Origin of the sequence: Pantoea sp. CCBC3-3-1 (assembly GCF_007981265.1) — a bacterium.
Classification (GTDB): Bacteria; Pseudomonadota; Gammaproteobacteria; order Enterobacterales; family Enterobacteriaceae; genus Erwinia.
The window spans coordinates 1,312,987-1,329,383 of sequence record NZ_CP034363.1; the positions used below are offsets into that span (position 1 = coordinate 1,312,987).

Below are 16,397 nucleotides of genomic sequence, written 5' to 3' on the forward strand. Positions count from 1 at the left end.
CCGTTCTGACTACTGCGTTATCTTCTAACCTACCCGAACCGCTTCCCCGTCAATCTCGTTTAGCTTGCCGCTATCGTCCCGCATAACCAAACATAAACCGGGAAGGCCGTAACGGGAGCAGTTACACCATACGCCTTTGCCTGCCCCTGACTGTGTGCTGTCCTGCCGCTGCTCATAGCTGGTGATCTTTTCCAGCAGCCCATCATTAACCATCGCCCCTAGCGTTCGTCTGGCTGATTCCAAATGATGTCGTGATTTGAATGAGTCCATGCCACTGAGCAGATATGCGACCCCGGATACATCGAACGGCAGCGCACCAATCTCACCCGTTACCCACTCGCGGTGCTCAAGTTCGAAGAAACTCAGTATCTCTTTTTACGGCTGGTCATTCTCATGGCTGGTGGCTTCCTTAATGTAGGAGAGATCTATCATACAATAAGGGTTTCAGCTTATCGCGTTATACAGCGAGTTGAATGCGCCTGTTGTGGATAAAAAATAGCCAAAATAGGTTGTCACAAAAACATTTGGGGGTATCTTTGGGGGTATGTGTTATTTTTAAACTGATAAATACTGTTATTTAACATTGGCTTGTTAGTTATTATTCAATCCTGTAGGGGCCATTACTTTTCAATACATTACCCGCTTTTCCCAACCTTCAGATTTTCTCCATGGGACAGATTTGTGTCGTCACTCCCCAAAAGCGAGTCAATTTCACGTACTTGTCGCTTCCGTGCCGCTATGCAGTTTCAACGTGAACAAACATGTGCTTGTCATCCCTTCCTGTTTGTCTCAGACACCCATAATTCTTTTAAACGCGCCACGAGAGAATAAGTAATATTCATTTTTATTCACTTAATCTTCATTCAATGTATGAGAATACAGAAGACCTGTAGGCGCATCGTTAATAGCATAAATTTATCTTATATATCTCAGCGTTTTTTCGGGAGTTGTTTTCGGCACGACAGGATTCTTTCTCACGGCAGTTGAAATTTCCGTTAGCTTGATATGATTGAATTTAGCTCTTATCGCGCCTGGAGATGATTTTTTGGCCAGACTTCTGCCGAGCATAACATGTTGAAGAAGCAAAACGGGTAAACAGAAGAACACCTTAACCTGGTGCATGCAGGAACAGGTTGCTAAAACAGGCTGAGGTTTTTTAGTCTCTGGGAGGTCAGATTGCTAAATTTTTCATATACTAATATTTGTTAATCAGCTAATCCGCAGATGACCGCTAAGAGAATGGTTACTGCTTTTTTTGACTTATCTGACAACTAAAGGTTGTTAGCTGAACATAAGGGAAAATGATGCCATTGATATTTAGTGAGTTATCTGGCGCTCCACCGTGGGTGCCTGCCGTATTGCTCATCACTCTCTCATTCTTAGTGGGTTCTCTGGCCCGATTTATCCTTCTCAGGTTCATCCGCTACTGGCAAAATCGTGACCGAAAGCTGTTCAAATCACTTGAAAAGCATCTTCGTGGATCAATGTTTCTTTTCATCCCCTTACTGTTAATAAATGTAGGGGCTAATTATATTAACATCAAGCCAGACTTTTTAGATTTTATTACAACGACCGTTAATATATTTATTATATTATCATTTTGCTCAATTTTAATTCGCTTAACTAATGTAGCGCAGGATATGCTTTTTATACGCTACGATATTAATCTTTCAAATAATCTTCGTGCCCGCAAAGTCCGCACCCAGATAATGTATGTGAAAAAAGTCGTTATCGTCGTTCTCGTGACATTCTGTGTTTCTCTGATTTTACTGAGTTTCCCTGGTGTTCGAAAATTCGGTACTACCATTCTGGCCGGTGCCGGAGTTGCCGGAATAATAATTGGGTTTGCCCTTCAAAAGTCGCTTGTCAATTTGTTTGCCGGAATTCAGATAGCGTTCACGCAGCCCATAAAAATCGATGATGCTGTCGTCGTTGAAAAGGAATGGGGCTGGATTGAGGAGATAAACCTGACTTATGTCGTTGTGCGTATCTGGGATCTGCGCAGACTGGTTCTTCCCATTACCTATTTTACAGAAAATGCCTTCCAGAACTGGACGCGCAATAACGCACAAATATTAGGCTCGGTTTTTCTTTACCTCGATTATTCAATGCCACTCGAGCCTTTGCGTAAGCATTTTGAAAAAGTACTCAGTGAAACAAAACTTTGGGACCAGGAGACTCAGGTTCTCCAGGTAACTGATACTACTGAAAAAACCATGACTATCAGATTATTAATGACTGCACAGAATTCCCCAACGGCCTGGGATTTACGCTGTCACGTGCGGGAAAAAATGATTGAGTTTATTCAGCAAAATTATCCCCAGAGTCTTCCTCACGTAAGGGCGACGCTGACCGATCCTGGCAGTTTATAGTTGGAAAAATTCAGTAAGTTAGAGGTATTTAGCCAGTCGGGTAACAGGGAGTGTCATGGCGGGACTACCCGATGGAGATGAAGACGCGCGAAGTAACGCCGTTATCGTACCGGTTTACAGAGCCAGGCAATTTTCCTGCCTGGCTCTTTGCGTGAATGCGCATGAATGGCGCTGAGATCGCACCGAACCGAGCAATCTGGCCATTTGCCTGACTTAGCGCGTCAACCTACAACCCGAACGTCTTCAACCTGATCGAGAACCGTAATGGTAATTTGGACGTGTAACGGTGTTTTCCAGTCGACGTGCAGATAAAATTCAACGCCGCCGGGACCGCCTTCGGGATCGTGCGGCCCGATATTGGTCACGTAAATTATCGCATCCCCTAAATGCGGTCTGCCGGTTGAATCGGTAGGGTCGGTACCCGCTGCCCACTCCGCGGCGGTAATGATAACGGCCGATCGTTTATTAATTGCGTCCCAGTTCCAGTTCCAGCGAGAAAGACCTTGCTGATTGCGAGCGATAAGCCTGACTGAACGTGACATGGTATGCACCTTCTGTTCTGCTCACCCAAAAATGGAGAGCAGTTGATGACATGAGAACCGGTTAGCCGGAATGTTCCTCCGGCAAAGAGGCGAGATCCCCATTTTTTCAGGAAGAAATGAGCATAAAACCAGAAAGCATAAAAAAGGCCCGCGGGGGGACGCGGGCAAAGTAAAACAGAAGTTATCTTTTGTAGAACATCGTCCACAGTAAAGTAAAATTACCTTTATTTCTTAACATAGATCACAAAAAAGCATGACAGTGCCAGACTAAGACAAGTCCTGGGGTGGGTTAAAAGGCGGTATTTTTCGCCTGAAATTTGTTATCCGGGGAAAATCTGGCAGAATGTTGGCCGCTGGCAGGGAGCCGATCGAACCGCACGGGGCGTTAAAAAATTCCAAAAAAACAATCGCCGTTTGCTGTTTTCGCAGCTTAAATGTGGTTGCCCGGTCGCCAGCGCTTCAGATTATCATGAGAAAACATTAATAAGATTGAATAACGAGGTTTTATGCCGCACTCAGCCGAAGACAAGAAAAAAGCGCTTAACCGTATCAAACGTATTCAGGGTCAATGTGAAGGAATACAGCGTTCTCTCGAAGCGGGTGCTGACTGTGCGCCGATTTTGCAGCAGATTGCTTCAGCGAAAGGCGCATTGAGCGGCCTGATGTCTGAGATTCTGGAAAGCTACGTTCGCGAAGAATTTCTTGGTCAGACGGGTGAACAAAGTCTGTCCGAAAAACAAATTGCCGAATTTCTTGGTCTGATGCGTTCTTATATGAAATGATCCCACAGCAAATTTGAGTGCGTCGTCGATATGCACTCAGCCGCGATTTTGCATATTCGCGACGTCACGCCCAACTCTGTCAAACAGCCCTTATTTAAACCGCCTCTACGCGCTGGCTTTTCTTTTATTTAACTATTTATCAACGTATTAACAGAACACCCCCTGCCAGATATGTGCGGATAAAAGTGCCAGCAGGCATAATTTGGCGAATACAGCGCAAAAAATTCCGTAAATATATATACCCCAGGGGGGTATATTCGGTATAGTCCCCCCCACTAAATGACCGCCAGGTTTTACTGAGGTCAGCCGTCAGAGAAGGGCTCTGGCGTGAATATTCCCCTCCTGGAGAACATGTTATGAAATCCCGTGCTGCTGTTGCATTTGGTCCCGGTCAACCTTTGCAGATTGTCGAATTAGACGTTGCACCCCCTCGCGCCGGTGAGGTGTTAATCAAAATCAGCCATACCGGCGTCTGCCATACCGATGCCTTTACCTTATCGGGCGACGATCCGGAAGGGCTTTTCCCGGTTGTGTTGGGTCACGAAGGGGCTGGCGTGGTGGTAGAAGTTGGCGAAGGCGTGACCAGCGTACAGGCTGGCGATCATGTTATTCCTCTTTACACCGCGGAATGTGGCGAGTGCCTGTTCTGTAAGTCAGGCAAAACCAACCTGTGTACCGCTGTCCGTGCGACGCAGGGAAAAGGCGTAATGCCAGATGGCACCACGCGTTTCTCCTACAATGGCCAGCCGATTTATCACTACATGGGCTGCTCAACCTTTAGTGAGTACACCGTAGTAGCGGAAGTGTCGCTGGCCAAAATCAATCCTGAAGCCAATCACGAACATGTTTGCCTGCTTGGCTGTGGCGTGACCACCGGAATTGGTGCGGTTCACAACACCGCTAACGTTCAGGAAGGCGACTCGGTGGCGATTTTTGGTTTAGGCGGCATCGGTCTGGCGGCGATTCAGGGCGCACGTCAGGCAAAAGCGGGGCGCATTATCGCTATCGATACCAATCCGGCTAAATTTGAACTGGCGAAGAAGTTCGGCGCGACAGACTTCGTCAATCCAAAAGATCACGACAGGCCGATTCAGGAAGTGATTGTTGAAATGACCGGCTGGGGCGTGGATCACTCTTTTGAGTGTATCGGTAACGTCAATGTGATGCGTGCGGCGTTGGAAAGTGCTCACCGTGGCTGGGGCCAGTCAATCATTATCGGTGTGGCAGGGGCGGGGCAGGAAATTGCGACCCGTCCCTTCCAGCTGGTGACAGGACGGCAGTGGAAAGGTTCTGCATTCGGTGGCGTGAAAGGCCGTAGCCAGCTGCCGGGCATGGTGGAAGACGCCATGAAAGGAAAAATTGAGCTGGAGCCTTTTGTCACTCATACCATGACGCTGGACAAAATTAACGAAGCCTTCGATTTAATGCATGAAGGAAAATCTATTCGTTCCGTTATTCATTATTGAGGGGAGTCAGACTGCTGACAAACCTAAAGCATGAGGAATGCTGGCCTGGAACAAAGCGTCCTGGGCCATGGACGGCCCGGACGGGGCTGGCACGGATGCCGTTTTTTGCATCTTTATGAAGGGCCAGCGTTCCTCGCGCCTGAGCTATGTCAACAGCCTCAGTGAATAGCGCCTATATTATTTCGTCAGCTCAGCGGTCATATGGACATGGTTATTGAAGAAAGCTTCCGTAATCTGGTAAGACGCACCGGCTTTTTCTGCCTGAGCCGCGATTTTTGCTTCTGCGCCGTCAAGCGTATCGGCAGAGGCCGTTACGGTCTGAGCAAAACCCGCAAATGATACGCCAGAAAACAGCGCTGATACTGCAATTTTTTTGATGATGTTCATAATAAATTCCCGATGTTACTTTTAAAGTGAGAGACGGTCTGTCTCGATGGGATAAATATTACGCGTGATATGTGCAAAGAGTAAGCGGAACTATTTGCTAAACTCACTCAAAAAAATTGACTGACAAAGGCAGGTAGGAGAATCTGACCTTACAGGCTGTAAAGCGCTAAAGGCCAGAAAAAAATTAAGCTTTACTGAAACACTGGCTGATAAAAGCCGTTGCCTTATTGATACCGTCCATCGAAATGGTATGAGGAAGGGCGGTTTCGAAGAAGGTCGTTACCGGGATGCCAACCTCGCTCAATTTTGCCGCTGCGCTTTCACTTTCCTGCCACGGAATAACCGGATCGGCCTGGCCATGAACCAGCAGAACTGGCGTGTTGCTCGCGGTAGCATAGGGTTGTGGTGAAGATAAACGTCCGGAAAACGCGACGACGCCCGCCAGCGGCAGGCGAGCGCTGACTAATGCATCGAGCGCCATTATCGACCCCTGAGAAAAGCCAAGAAAAATCACCTGATCCTGTTCAGGATCGATGGCGTGTTTTGCAAAAATCTGCTGTATCGCGGCATCAAATGCTGCCCGGGCATTGACGATGCGTCCCGGACGAGAAGCCTCGGTAACGCCCGTTACGCTGAACCACTGATATCCCGCGCCGCCGCCATCAAACTTTTCTGTGCCGTTCGGCGAAGAAAAAATAACGTCCGGAAAAGAGGGCTGAAAATAGTGTCCCAGTCCCTCCAAATCGGCGCCTGAACTTCCCACGCCGTGCAGTAAAACCACCAGTTTCTTCATGATATTCCCTCGCTAAAGCCATAATCGCTCAAATCCGGCCCAACGGGCACAATGCCGTTTGGATTCAGCGCTTTGATTGAATAATAGCCTTGTTTAATATGATCAAGGTTAACTGTCTCACGTACGCCGGGAACAGCCAACATTCTTTGGGTAAAGCCAAATAACGCCGCAAAAGTACGAAGCTGACGGAGATTACATTTGAACAGGCCGTGATAGGCCGCATCAAAGCGTATCAGCGTGACAAACAGCCGAATATCCGCTTCGGTTATCTTTTCACCCAAGAGGAATTTTCGGCCGTCGCTCAGCCTGTTCTCCAGTTTATCCAGCATGGCGAACACATCATGACAGGCTTCCTGATAGCTGATTTGCGTGGTGGCAAAACCGGCACGGTAAACCCCATTGTTGAGTGCAGGATAGATCTCAGCATTCAGCGCATCGATCTCTTTTTGCAATTCGGCGGGATAAAGATCCTGTTCCGATCGGGCAAGATCGCCAAAACCGGCGTTGAACATACGCACGATATCCGCGGATTCATTATTGACGATAGTTTGTTTCTTTTTGTCCCATAATATCGGCACGGTGGCGCGGCCCGTATAGGTATCATCTGCTCGCGTATAAAGCTGATGCAGCCATTCCGCCTGATTCAGCTCATCGCGATTAGCGCCGGGATAGTCGCCGAAATGCCAGCCTTCATCCAACAGCCAGGGTTCAACGACCGATACGCTAATGATCTCTTCCAGGCCTTTTAGCTTGCGGGCAATTAACGTGCGTGACGCCCATGGACAAATCAGCGCTACGTAAAGGTGATAGCGATCCGGCTCGGCCTTAAACCCGCCTTCACCGGTAACCCCTGGCGAACCGTCCGGTGTTACCCAGTGCCGAAAGCTGGAGGTCTGGCGAACGAAGCCGCCTTTCTCATCTTTAGCCTGCACCGGGTGCCAGTCTGCGGTCCATTTTCCGTTAACCAACATAAGCTTCTCCTGCTCTTTTTAAAATACAAAAAAGTCAGGATAGCTTATTTCCATAATGGTGATTATACGGCTGAATTGAGGATGATTGTTTCCAAAAAGGAAATAATCATCCTGAACGGAAGTCGTCTCAGTGAAGTGTGCTGGCGATTCCGGCGGGAGCAGATCTGCCTGCCATCGCCATAACTTATCGATTTTCGCCAAAAATCTCCGTCAGCGAATTTTCCTGAAGACGTTGATAAAGCGAAAACTCATCGATCACCGGGCAACCCAACGCCGATTCGAAAGCCAGTTTGTTGGGATTGCCTTTATGTACCGCACCCCTTTCACTGCCGAGGTTTGACTGGAAAATTCCCGCTGCGCTAACGGGCAGAAAATCTTCGTAAATGATCGGTTTTGCCTGAACAATGCCCTCGCTGATTAAGGCCTCCAGATGCGCCCGTGAGGCTCTGGCTTCAGGCAGCACTGCGCCGGGTTTCAGGCGGTAACGGAAATAGCCCAGCGCCTGCTGGCGCAGATCCGTCACGTTATCCGGGAAAGCCGCAAAGCATCGGGCCAGCTGCGCGTCATGAGTCTCCTCCTGACTGTGGTCGGCATCGTCGGAAGCCTGCTGTAACAGCCTGTCGTATAAAGCGCGGCCTTGAGGCGTTAGCGCCAGACCACGCTGTTCGATCTCACCAAAGCGCGCGGTATGCAGCCCTTCGGATGAATCGGCGAAGGTAATTTTCTCACTGAGTGCCTTAAAACTGGTTTGCCTGAGCAAAATGGGAACCTGGCGAGGCGGCGGCCCTTCAATGACTTCTTTTGCTGCGATCTGATAGTGCGGCATCAGCTTTTGCACCGCATCAATATCCAGCGTTCTGGGCGTCAGGTGATTGATATGCGGGCCTTTAAACGACACCACATCGGCAATCAAACGATGATGCGCCAGCAGCGACTGATAGGTTGCGACATCAACCTGCGCTTCGCTGTGCCATTTGAATGTTTTCAGCGCTTCCTGAACAAATTCGTCTGCCTGCGTCTCGTCGAGCCCCTGATTTTTCTGGTTAAGAGCAATGAGTTCGCGCACGCGCGGCGTAAAAATATCGCGTTGAGCAAGGATCTGCTGCGCTTTTTGCCGTAGAGCCGCATCATCAATCAGTTCAAGCCGCAGCAGAGACGTAAAAACGCGGAAGGGATTGTATTGCAGTGAGGCTTCTTCGACTGCCCGGAAAGCGGTGGCGTGTACCGGTACACCCGCGGCGGACAAATCATAGTAGCTAACCGGCTGCATGCCCATTACGGCAAACAACAAGCGCATGGTTGCCAGCTCTTCCGGCTTGCCAAGACGAATGGCGCCATGGCGTTCCACATCCAGCCGGTTCAGTTCTTCTGCATCGTCAGAATCGGCAAAAGTATCCGGATGCGCCTGCAAATAGAGCGTGTTGACTTCTTTCACTATCTGCAACAGCGTACGGTACTGCGGCACTTCCTGTTGGTACATCAGCGACATCGCTTTAGAAAACCGATCGCGGATGGTATCCGGTGAAACGTTCTGCTGGGTCATAAGTAGCCCTTATGGTCACGACTGTGAAGGGATTTAGCGCGAAGGGTACACGGCGCCCGTTGGTTTAGTGTTACCCCTTTCCTGAGATGAGTATCGTTCAGGGTTTTCATCACGGCCAGGCAGATGGCACAAAGCTATCCAGCGCCAGAGTTAATTCCAGATAGTGATGAGGCAGCGGCTTTCATAGCTTACGAATCCGCTAAGTGGCAACCTGGAGGCGGAGAGTCCTCTCCGCCTTATTCAGGCACGGATGATGTTGCCGCACCGCAAGCGCCTTTATAAAGGGTTCTTCAGGTCACTGGGGAACCCTTTTTAGCGCATTAAATCGTTCGGCTTTGCAATTCAGCCCGACGCTTGCTGCTTACACCGCGGGATACTTTACGATTGCGGGTAACATAAAAGCTTAACGCTAACATGATTAGCGTCACTGCCGTTGTCATCAGCGTTTCATAACGATAATCCGGTGAAATAAACATGTAACCTAACACCATTAGAATAATGGCAATGGTAAATAACGTCAGCCAGGGAAACAGCCACATTTTGAAATCCGGAGACTGGCCTTTATTTTCCATTGCCCGACGCATGATCAGCTGAGAAACGGCAATAACCAGGTAGACCAGTAACGCAATGGCACCGGTTGTGGAAAGCAGAAAATCAAAGACTTTCCCCGGAAACGCATAGTTAGCCAGGCAGCCAGCAAAACCAGCCAGCGTTGAGCTTAATACCGCCACTTGTGGTACGCCGCCCGCAGACACTTTCGTGCCGGATTGAGGGGCATCGCCACGCTGGGCCAGCGAATAGAACATGCGTGAGGCAGTATAAAGCCCGGAATTCATGCAGCTGCAAACGGCGACAAAGACCACGGCACTGACGATAAATTCAGCGCCAGGCAGGTTTAGCGCGTTCAACACATATTGAAAGGTTCCCTGTTCTTTCAGTTGTGGATCGTTCCAGCTGACTAAAGAGACAACGAGAAAAATCGACAGCAGATAGAAAAGGGCAATACGGTAGACGACCAGATTGGTTGAACGGCGGATCTGTTGGCCTGGATTTTTCGACTCGGCTGCGGCAATCGTCACGATCTCCGCCCCAAAGAAAGAGAAAATGGTAATCAACACGCCCGACAAAATTGCGCCAGCGCCGTGCGGCATAAATCCGCCATGATCGTAAAGGCGGGAGAAACCGCTAATCTGTGCCAGCGGCCAGTAACCGGTTACGGCAAGTACGCCAACCACAATAAATGCCATGATGGCGACGACTTTAATAATTGAAAACCAGAACTCAAACTCGCCAAAGTTTTTTACGTTAAACAGGTTAGTGACGGTGAGTAAAGTCATGATGGAAACGGTGTAAACCCAGGCGGGAAGGGCGGGGAAAGCGGAGTGGAGAATATTGGCGCCGGCTATCGCTTCTACCGGGATAACCAGCACCCAAAACCACCAGTATAACCATCCGATGGTAAAGCCTGCCCAGGGGCCCAGCGCGCGTGCGGCATAAGTCGAAAAGGAACCGGAGTCTGGATGCATCACGGCCATTTCGCCGAGCATACGCATTACCAGTAAGACCAGAAAGCCGGTCAGCGCATAAGAAACTAATATGGCAGGGCCTGCTGTGGCAATCGCGCTGGCCGAACCGATAAACAACCCGGCACCAATAATACCGGCTACAGAGATCATGGTGACCTGACGACTGGATAATCCGTCGCCGAGAGAAGACTGCACTTTTGGTGAGTAACTCATAGCTTATCCTGCATGTTGGTGGTGATGTTAAGGCTTCACTCCTTTTTAAATTCCCTTTTTCCAGTGATTTGAATTATCACCGCTTTTGTCCTTATTCGATTCTGACCCGCCGAAAGATGGGAGTAAAAGCTTTAGGGGTGGTTTGTCATAGTTTTTTCTTATCTTCATGATAAGTCATATTATTTCCCACTCTGTCCGGCCTGAGTATCTGGTTAGAACAAAAATCATACAAACGACAAATGGGAATGAGTTAATGACTTTTGTCGCTGTTCAGGGCGCAAACCGGCATCAAAATGCGCATCCTGGAATTTGCCTCTGCGTAACAACTCTTTTATCACTCCCCTGTACTTTTCTTCGCCGCTGCCGATAACACATTCAGAATGATGAGCCGGGTGCAACATGGCGCCCGGCTTTCTCACCGTACAATCAGCAAGGCAACCCAGAGGTAGTGATGGATAATTTCCAGAAAGAGATTGATGAGAGAGCGAATCTCGCCTTATCCAATAAGTTTGAGCTGCTGTTATTCCGTCTCGGTTCAGATCAGAACGATGCAAAATCAGAGCTGTTCGGTATTAACGTGTTCAAACTGCGTGAAATCGTGCCAATGCCGCCGATCACCAAAGCGGCCGGAATGAAATCGCCCCTGCTGGGTATGGCTAACATTCGCGGGCAGTTTATCCCGGTGATCGATCTGCCTGCGGTTGCTGGCTGCACGCCGGAAACGGGTCTGAATCTGTTGCTGGTAACGGAATACGCGCGTAGTACCCAGGCATTTGCCGTGGAATCGGTGGATGACATTGTTCGTCTTAACTGGAACCAAATTCATACCGCTGAATCCGGTATCAGCAGCCGTAATATTACCAGCATCGCCTGCCTGGATGACAAAACCAACAGCATGGCAATGGTACTGGACGTTGAGCAAATCCTGCATGACGTTATCCCTTCCGTTCGTGATGTGAAAGAAAGCGACGTCAAGCTCAAAGCCTTCAACATCAAGCCGGGTTCAATCGCAATCGTGGCCGAAGACTCGAAGGTAGCGCGTCAGATGTTGGAGCAGGGTCTGAAAGTGATGGGTATCCCGGCGGAAATGCACATTACCGGTAAAGAGGCCTGGGAAAAAATTAAGCTGATTTCTCAGCAGGCACAGGCGGAAGGTGTCTCCATCCATGACAAGATCTCCATGGTATTGACCGATCTGGAAATGCCGGAAATGGACGGTTTTACGTTAACCCGTAATATTAAAAACGATCAGCTGCTGAAAAATATTCCTGTGGTGATCCACTCCTCGCTGTCTGGCAGCGCTAACGAAGATCACGTGCGGAAAGTCGGCGCTAATGGCTACGTCGCGAAATTTGAAATTAATGAACTTTCCGCGGTTATTCATAAAGTGCTGGAAGAAGCAGTACGTTAATTTGTCGCAAAATATCGGCCCTCTTTTATCACTGCTATGCTTATGCCGCATTGTTAACACTGAGGAAAGTTATGAAGCGATCGTTGATTGCGGCAGCCGCTATGTGTCTGCCGCTGTGCACTTATGCCGCGCAATCTGAAGTCAAAGCCGTTCCGGCTGATTCATCCGTCAGGACGACTGTAGAGGGCAAAATCCAGCCGCCGGTGAGCTATGCCAATTTGTGGGCCGATGATAAAGGCGAAACCCATATCGGCCATTGTCGGTTAGAAGGGCTGGATTATAAAAGCTATGCGCCTCCGGCTGCGCCGCAGTGGATTGGCGTATCGCCTGACCAGGTTGAAAGCATCGCTTATGCGGTTCTGCCGCCGGGCTAAGTCGGAAGCTGGCATTCCGCACCGGGCCCGCAGTGGGTGATTACGCTTTCTGGCAAATGGTCGGTCGAATCCTCAGACGGCAGCAAGCTGGTGCAGGGGCCGGGCGAAATGCAGTTTAACGGCGATCACGGCGCAAAAGGCAAGGGCGGTCATAACGGGCATATCAGCCGCACCGTTGGCACCGAGCCTAATGTGCAGCTGATTATCAAGCTAAAAGCGGGTGCAAAAGTGCCGCAATCGGCGATGGACTGCCAGTACTGACGCTAACCGCCGTTTTTTCTGGCCGCGACAGCTGGCGGTCAGGAAGATGTTGGCCTGGCGACAACGCGCCGCAGGCTAAACGGTTTCGCAAACATCACCAGATTTCCTGCCAGAATAAACACCAGACCAATAACCGCATTGGCGTGCCAGACATACCCTTCAAACAGCGTGGAAAGCGTCAGCGCAATCAGTGGAAACAGCAGCGTGCTGTAGGCCGCCTGGCCAGCACCGATGCGTCCTGCCAGCGTAAAGTAGGCGGCAAAGGCGATCACCGAGCCAAAAATAGCCAGGTAAACTAGCGAGCCCAGATAGCGCAGGGAGATTTCCGGCATAAAGTTTTCGCCTTTTACCAGGCTGATAGCGCCCATGACCAGCGCGCCATACAGCATGGCATAAGAATTGGTCGAGAGAATCTCAAGACCATGGCGCTGATGCCGCGTGCTAATCATATTGCCGAGCGAAAACCCTAACGTTCCCAGCGCGCTAAGGCCAATACCGGCAAGCAGTGAAGGCGTCAGGCTGGCGGCCGTTACATCGTGCCAGAACAGCGCCACAATGCCGACGATGCCCGCAAGCGCAGCGGGAAGGAGATGTGGATGAGGACGCTGGCGAAAAAAAATCATGCTGTTAACGGCGTTAAACAGCACCGCCATGGAAAAGATCACCGACTCCAGGCCGCTACTGATCCAGGCAGCGGCATGGTAAAAGCAGACAAAATTAAAGCCGAACACGCAGCAGCCCTGCAACAGACAAAAAAAATGATCGCGCAGGCTGATTTTTCGTAAGCGTCCCAGCAGGCGCAATACCACCATCATCGCCACAGCCGAAAGCAAAAAACGCCAAAAAATCGACACCGTTACCGGGACTACGCCCTGTTGCATCACAATCGCTATCCAGGTTGTTCCCCAAATAACCACCACCAACAAATATAAAATGGCGTTCATACTCTCTCCCAACCTAACCCTTTTTCCACAGTGTGGCGTTTTTGCGTCAGGTGGGCTTGCAGGGCGTTGCGCTGATTTGCAAATTCTTGCGCTTAATTTCACTGCGGGCCGGAGAAGGGCTGGTTTCTGCCCGCTGCCTTCATTAAGCTGAGGTTTCCGGGAGCGACAGTGGAACACCATGAACAAGACTTATCACGCTTTTGAAAATCTTAGCCAGCATCGTGCGCGGCTTCAGGAAAGCGTACAGCTTGGATCGGGTATCCAGCTGGCGGCCTGGCGTAATAATTTCGATCGGGTGACGCAACTTAGCGATCATCATACGCTCAGTATGTATGTTGAAGGGGGCTTTGATACCTGGCATAAAACGCCAGCAGGCTGGAAAAACGGCGGCGCGCCCGATCGTTTTTGCCTGTTGCCTGCAGACAGTGAATCGACGTGGGATGTGCGGGGAGAATTCAGCTTTGTGCATTTATACTGCACCGATGCGCACCTGCGCCATCTGGCTGAACAGATTTGGGATCGCCATCCAGCCACGATTTCTCTGGATATGCAGGTTTTTCAGCAGGACAGCCGTATCACGCAGCTTTACCGGCATTTTTTACTCGGCTGCGACTGGCGTAATAACGCTAATCATCTGACGCTGAGCAGTGCGTCAACCCTGCTGCTGACGCATCTGTTGCAACATTACAGCGAGGTTAACTGGCGGCTGCCTGACGTGCGTGGCGGTCTGGCACCCAGCGTGTTGCGCAATATTTTCGCTTATATTGAGGCGCATTTGGCCTCACCGCTGACGCTGGCAGATTTGGCGCAGCAGGCCTGCCTGAGTGAATTCCACTTCGCCCGCATGTTTAAACAGTCGACCCGGCTTGCGCCACATCAGTTCGTCATGCAGCAGCGAATGATGAAGGCCGAGCAGCTGGTGCGGCACACGCTTTTGCCGCTGACCGAGATTGCCCTACAGTGCGGTTTTCACTCCTCCAGCCACTTCAGCAACCGTTTTAAAAGCGTCTATGGCATAGCGCCTTCTGCGCTGCGCCGCTGAGGCAGGCGGTTCCTGCCCCTTCTCAGGCCGCTTCAGCGCGCTCGATTGCTTTGCGCCGCGCCCTGCTGTTAATCTGATGCCCTCGATCACTTTCCCCGGATGCAGATCTGGTTTCACAGGATGATGAATGATCTGGCTGATGCTTGCCACGCTTGTTGTGGTTTTTATTATTGGTTTTCGCGTACTTAACTCTAAAGCCCGACGCGCGTCACGTGCCTTAACGAAACGGCTGAATCTCGATCCCGTTTATGTCGAATCGCTCATCAGCCTGATGGGGCGTAAAGCGGGCGAGGAGTTTGTTGACTATCTTTCACGCGATAGCGAAGCGCATTTAAGTAATGCTGCCAGCGTACTGCTGATCTATCAGGTATTTATTGTTGATGAATCTGATGAGAGCCTCGCTTTCTGGCGCGGCGTTTTACGTAAAGCCTATCTGCCGCTCGAGTTATCCAATGAGCATGTCCGGCTGGCTATGGTGTTTTTGCGTGAACTGGAACCCGATGCTTATGAAATGAACGATTTTCGTCAGCGTTACAATGCGCGTTTTGCTGCCGATGAAACGATTTTATCTGAATCTCCCAGCAACGTTATTCCGCTTCACTCCCGGCTTAACCGGCACTAGCTTCTTCTCAGGGATGCGCTGATAACTGCGGCGCGTCTTTTATTTCTCCTCTTCACCTTTCCCGCCCCTTAATTTTCTCTTCCTTCGTGTCATTTTTTTTGCGGAGTTTTTTCCATTTATTTATTGTGGTTACTATCACCTGCATTGATTAAACACAAAGGATTATGAAGGGAAAAGAGTCGGAATCAGCACAAAAAAGGGGCGGTTGCGCTTTTTTTAAGCGTAAATGGCCCTGGGCGAGTTTAATAAGAAATTAACAATATTACAAAAACTTAACATTAAACATAACACGTCTTTTGCTTACATTTTGAAATATAAATATCAATAAAATTACTTTTGCCTTTTCTAATAACGATATTTATTAACTCCGATTACATTTTATTATCATGTGAGAGTCGTAATGTGATGCTTCTTCAAAAAGAAACTACCCGCAGAAAGTTTTTACTCGGATCGCTGTTAGCGCTGCCGCTGGGCGATATGGTTTTTAAAGGATTAACGGCAGCACAGGCAGCAGAAATGGCTGCCCCTGAACTGCTCGATTATCAACCGATTTTTTTCGCAGGCGATGAATGGCAATTTATTATGGCCGCCTGCGATCGCCTGATCCCCGCCGGTGGCAAAGGTAAAGCGCCAGGCGCACTGGAAACCAATGTGCCCATTTTTATCGATCAGCAAATGCATGGCGATTTTGGCGACGAAATCTATATGCAGGGGCCGTTTGACGTGCACGCGCCAGCCACCATGGGCTATCAGATTCCCTTCCGCCCTCAGCAAATTTATAAAACCGGCATCAAGCTGGTTAACACCTGGTGTGAACAACATCATCAAAAATCCTTTCATCAGCTCTCAGATGCAGACAGAGACGCGGTACTGACCAGCGTGCAGAAAAACGAGGTCAATTTTGCCGAGCTTGGAGAGAACTCACTAAAAGGCTCGCAGTTCTTCAGCGAACTGCTTTCGGACACCAAACATGGCTATCTTGCCGATCCGATGTACGGCGGCAACAAGGGGATGAAGGCGTGGATTGCCATTGGCTTCCCCGGCGCGCGCGCCAGCTATACGGAATGGGTCAAACAGCACAATGTCCCGTATCCGCTCGGTCCGATCGGCATCAGGGGCGACCGCGCCTGAGTTCCCTTATCAAGTTT

16 protein-coding genes and 1 pseudogene are annotated in these 16,397 nt (G+C 49.8%); 9 read left to right on the forward strand and 8 right to left on the reverse strand.

Annotated elements, in window-relative coordinates; all coding sequences use genetic code 11:
• Positions 1–24 precede the first annotated feature (24 nt).
• Positions 25–395: pseudogene (locus EHV07_RS24860) on the reverse strand (hypothetical protein).
• Between the two features lie 909 nt (positions 396–1,304).
• On the opposite strand from EHV07_RS24860, the gene EHV07_RS06235 reads away from it, so the two are divergent.
• Complete coding sequence (locus EHV07_RS06235; protein ID WP_174822377.1) at positions 1,305–2,372, forward strand: mechanosensitive ion channel family protein; 1,068 nt, start codon at positions 1,305–1,307, stop codon at positions 2,370–2,372.
• A gap of 221 nt (positions 2,373–2,593) precedes the next feature.
• Here EHV07_RS06235 and EHV07_RS06240 read toward each other — a convergent pair whose 3' ends face one another.
• Positions 2,594–2,914, reverse strand: a complete 321-nt coding sequence (locus EHV07_RS06240; protein WP_147196123.1) for a hypothetical protein — start codon at positions 2,912–2,914, stop codon at positions 2,594–2,596.
• A gap of 506 nt (positions 2,915–3,420) precedes the next feature.
• Between EHV07_RS06240 and EHV07_RS06245 the strand changes: the two genes are divergently transcribed.
• Positions 3,421–3,696 carry a metal/formaldehyde-sensitive transcriptional repressor gene (locus tag EHV07_RS06245; protein ID WP_147196125.1) on the forward strand — a complete coding sequence of 92 codons (276 nt, stop codon included), beginning with the start codon at positions 3,421–3,423 and terminating at the stop codon, positions 3,694–3,696.
• Between the two features lie 356 nt (positions 3,697–4,052).
• A complete protein-coding gene (locus EHV07_RS06250; protein ID WP_147196127.1) occupies positions 4,053–5,162 on the forward strand; it encodes an S-(hydroxymethyl)glutathione dehydrogenase/class III alcohol dehydrogenase in 1,110 nt (369 codons plus the stop codon).
• A 177-nt stretch (positions 5,163–5,339) separates the two neighbouring features.
• Here EHV07_RS06250 and EHV07_RS06255 read toward each other — a convergent pair whose 3' ends face one another.
• The 5 genes from EHV07_RS06255 to EHV07_RS06275 form a co-directional block, all read right to left on the reverse strand.
• A complete protein-coding gene (locus tag EHV07_RS06255) occupies positions 5,340–5,549 on the reverse strand; it encodes a DUF1471 domain-containing protein (protein ID WP_147196128.1) in 210 nt (69 codons plus the stop codon).
• 184 nt (positions 5,550–5,733) lie between these two features.
• Positions 5,734–6,345: an alpha/beta hydrolase gene (locus EHV07_RS06260; RefSeq protein WP_174822378.1), complete on the reverse strand. Its 612-nt coding sequence runs from the start codon at positions 6,343–6,345 to the stop codon at positions 5,734–5,736.
• A complete protein-coding gene (locus tag EHV07_RS06265) occupies positions 6,339–7,313 on the reverse strand; it encodes a glutathione S-transferase family protein (protein ID WP_147196133.1) in 975 nt (324 codons plus the stop codon). The genes EHV07_RS06260 and EHV07_RS06265 overlap by 7 nt, the downstream gene beginning before the upstream one ends.
• Positions 7,314–7,497: 184 nt before the next feature.
• Positions 7,498–8,856 (reverse strand): VOC family protein, encoded by a 1,359-nt coding sequence (locus EHV07_RS06270; RefSeq protein WP_147196135.1) that lies wholly within the window; start codon positions 8,854–8,856, stop codon positions 7,498–7,500.
• Between the two features lie 320 nt (positions 8,857–9,176).
• On the reverse strand, positions 9,177–10,595 hold the full coding sequence (locus EHV07_RS06275) for an amino acid permease (RefSeq protein ID WP_147196138.1): 1,419 nt from the start codon (positions 10,593–10,595) through the stop codon (positions 9,177–9,179).
• 451 nt (positions 10,596–11,046) lie between these two features.
• Between EHV07_RS06275 and EHV07_RS06280 the strand changes: the two genes are divergently transcribed.
• The 3 genes from EHV07_RS06280 to EHV07_RS24870 all read left to right on the forward strand — a co-directional run bounded on the left by EHV07_RS06280 (position 11,047) and on the right by EHV07_RS24870 (position 12,641).
• Complete coding sequence (locus EHV07_RS06280) at positions 11,047–12,006, forward strand: chemotaxis protein (RefSeq protein ID WP_147196140.1); 960 nt, start codon at positions 11,047–11,049, stop codon at positions 12,004–12,006.
• 71 nt (positions 12,007–12,077) lie between these two features.
• Positions 12,078–12,380, forward strand: a complete 303-nt coding sequence (locus tag EHV07_RS24865; protein WP_254446319.1) for a hypothetical protein — start codon at positions 12,078–12,080, stop codon at positions 12,378–12,380.
• 36 nt (positions 12,381–12,416) lie between these two features.
• Positions 12,417–12,641, forward strand: a complete 225-nt coding sequence (locus EHV07_RS24870; RefSeq protein WP_254446320.1) for a hypothetical protein — start codon at positions 12,417–12,419, stop codon at positions 12,639–12,641.
• A gap of 38 nt (positions 12,642–12,679) precedes the next feature.
• On the opposite strand, the gene EHV07_RS06290 is transcribed toward EHV07_RS24870, so the two are convergent.
• Complete coding sequence (locus EHV07_RS06290) at positions 12,680–13,585, reverse strand: DMT family transporter (protein WP_147196142.1); 906 nt, start codon at positions 13,583–13,585, stop codon at positions 12,680–12,682.
• Positions 13,586–13,763: 178 nt separating this feature from the next.
• Between EHV07_RS06290 and EHV07_RS06295 the strand changes: the two genes are divergently transcribed.
• The 3 genes from EHV07_RS06295 (at position 13,764) to EHV07_RS06305 (ending at position 16,380) form a co-directional block, all read left to right on the forward strand.
• A complete protein-coding gene (locus EHV07_RS06295) occupies positions 13,764–14,627 on the forward strand; it encodes a helix-turn-helix domain-containing protein (protein ID WP_147196144.1) in 864 nt (287 codons plus the stop codon).
• A gap of 127 nt (positions 14,628–14,754) precedes the next feature.
• Complete coding sequence (locus EHV07_RS06300; protein WP_147196146.1) at positions 14,755–15,249, forward strand: DUF1198 family protein; 495 nt, start codon at positions 14,755–14,757, stop codon at positions 15,247–15,249.
• A gap of 405 nt (positions 15,250–15,654) precedes the next feature.
• Positions 15,655–16,380, forward strand: a complete 726-nt coding sequence (locus EHV07_RS06305) for a gluconate 2-dehydrogenase subunit 3 family protein (RefSeq protein ID WP_147200546.1) — start codon at positions 15,655–15,657, stop codon at positions 16,378–16,380.
• The last annotated feature ends 17 nt before the right edge of the window (positions 16,381–16,397 follow it).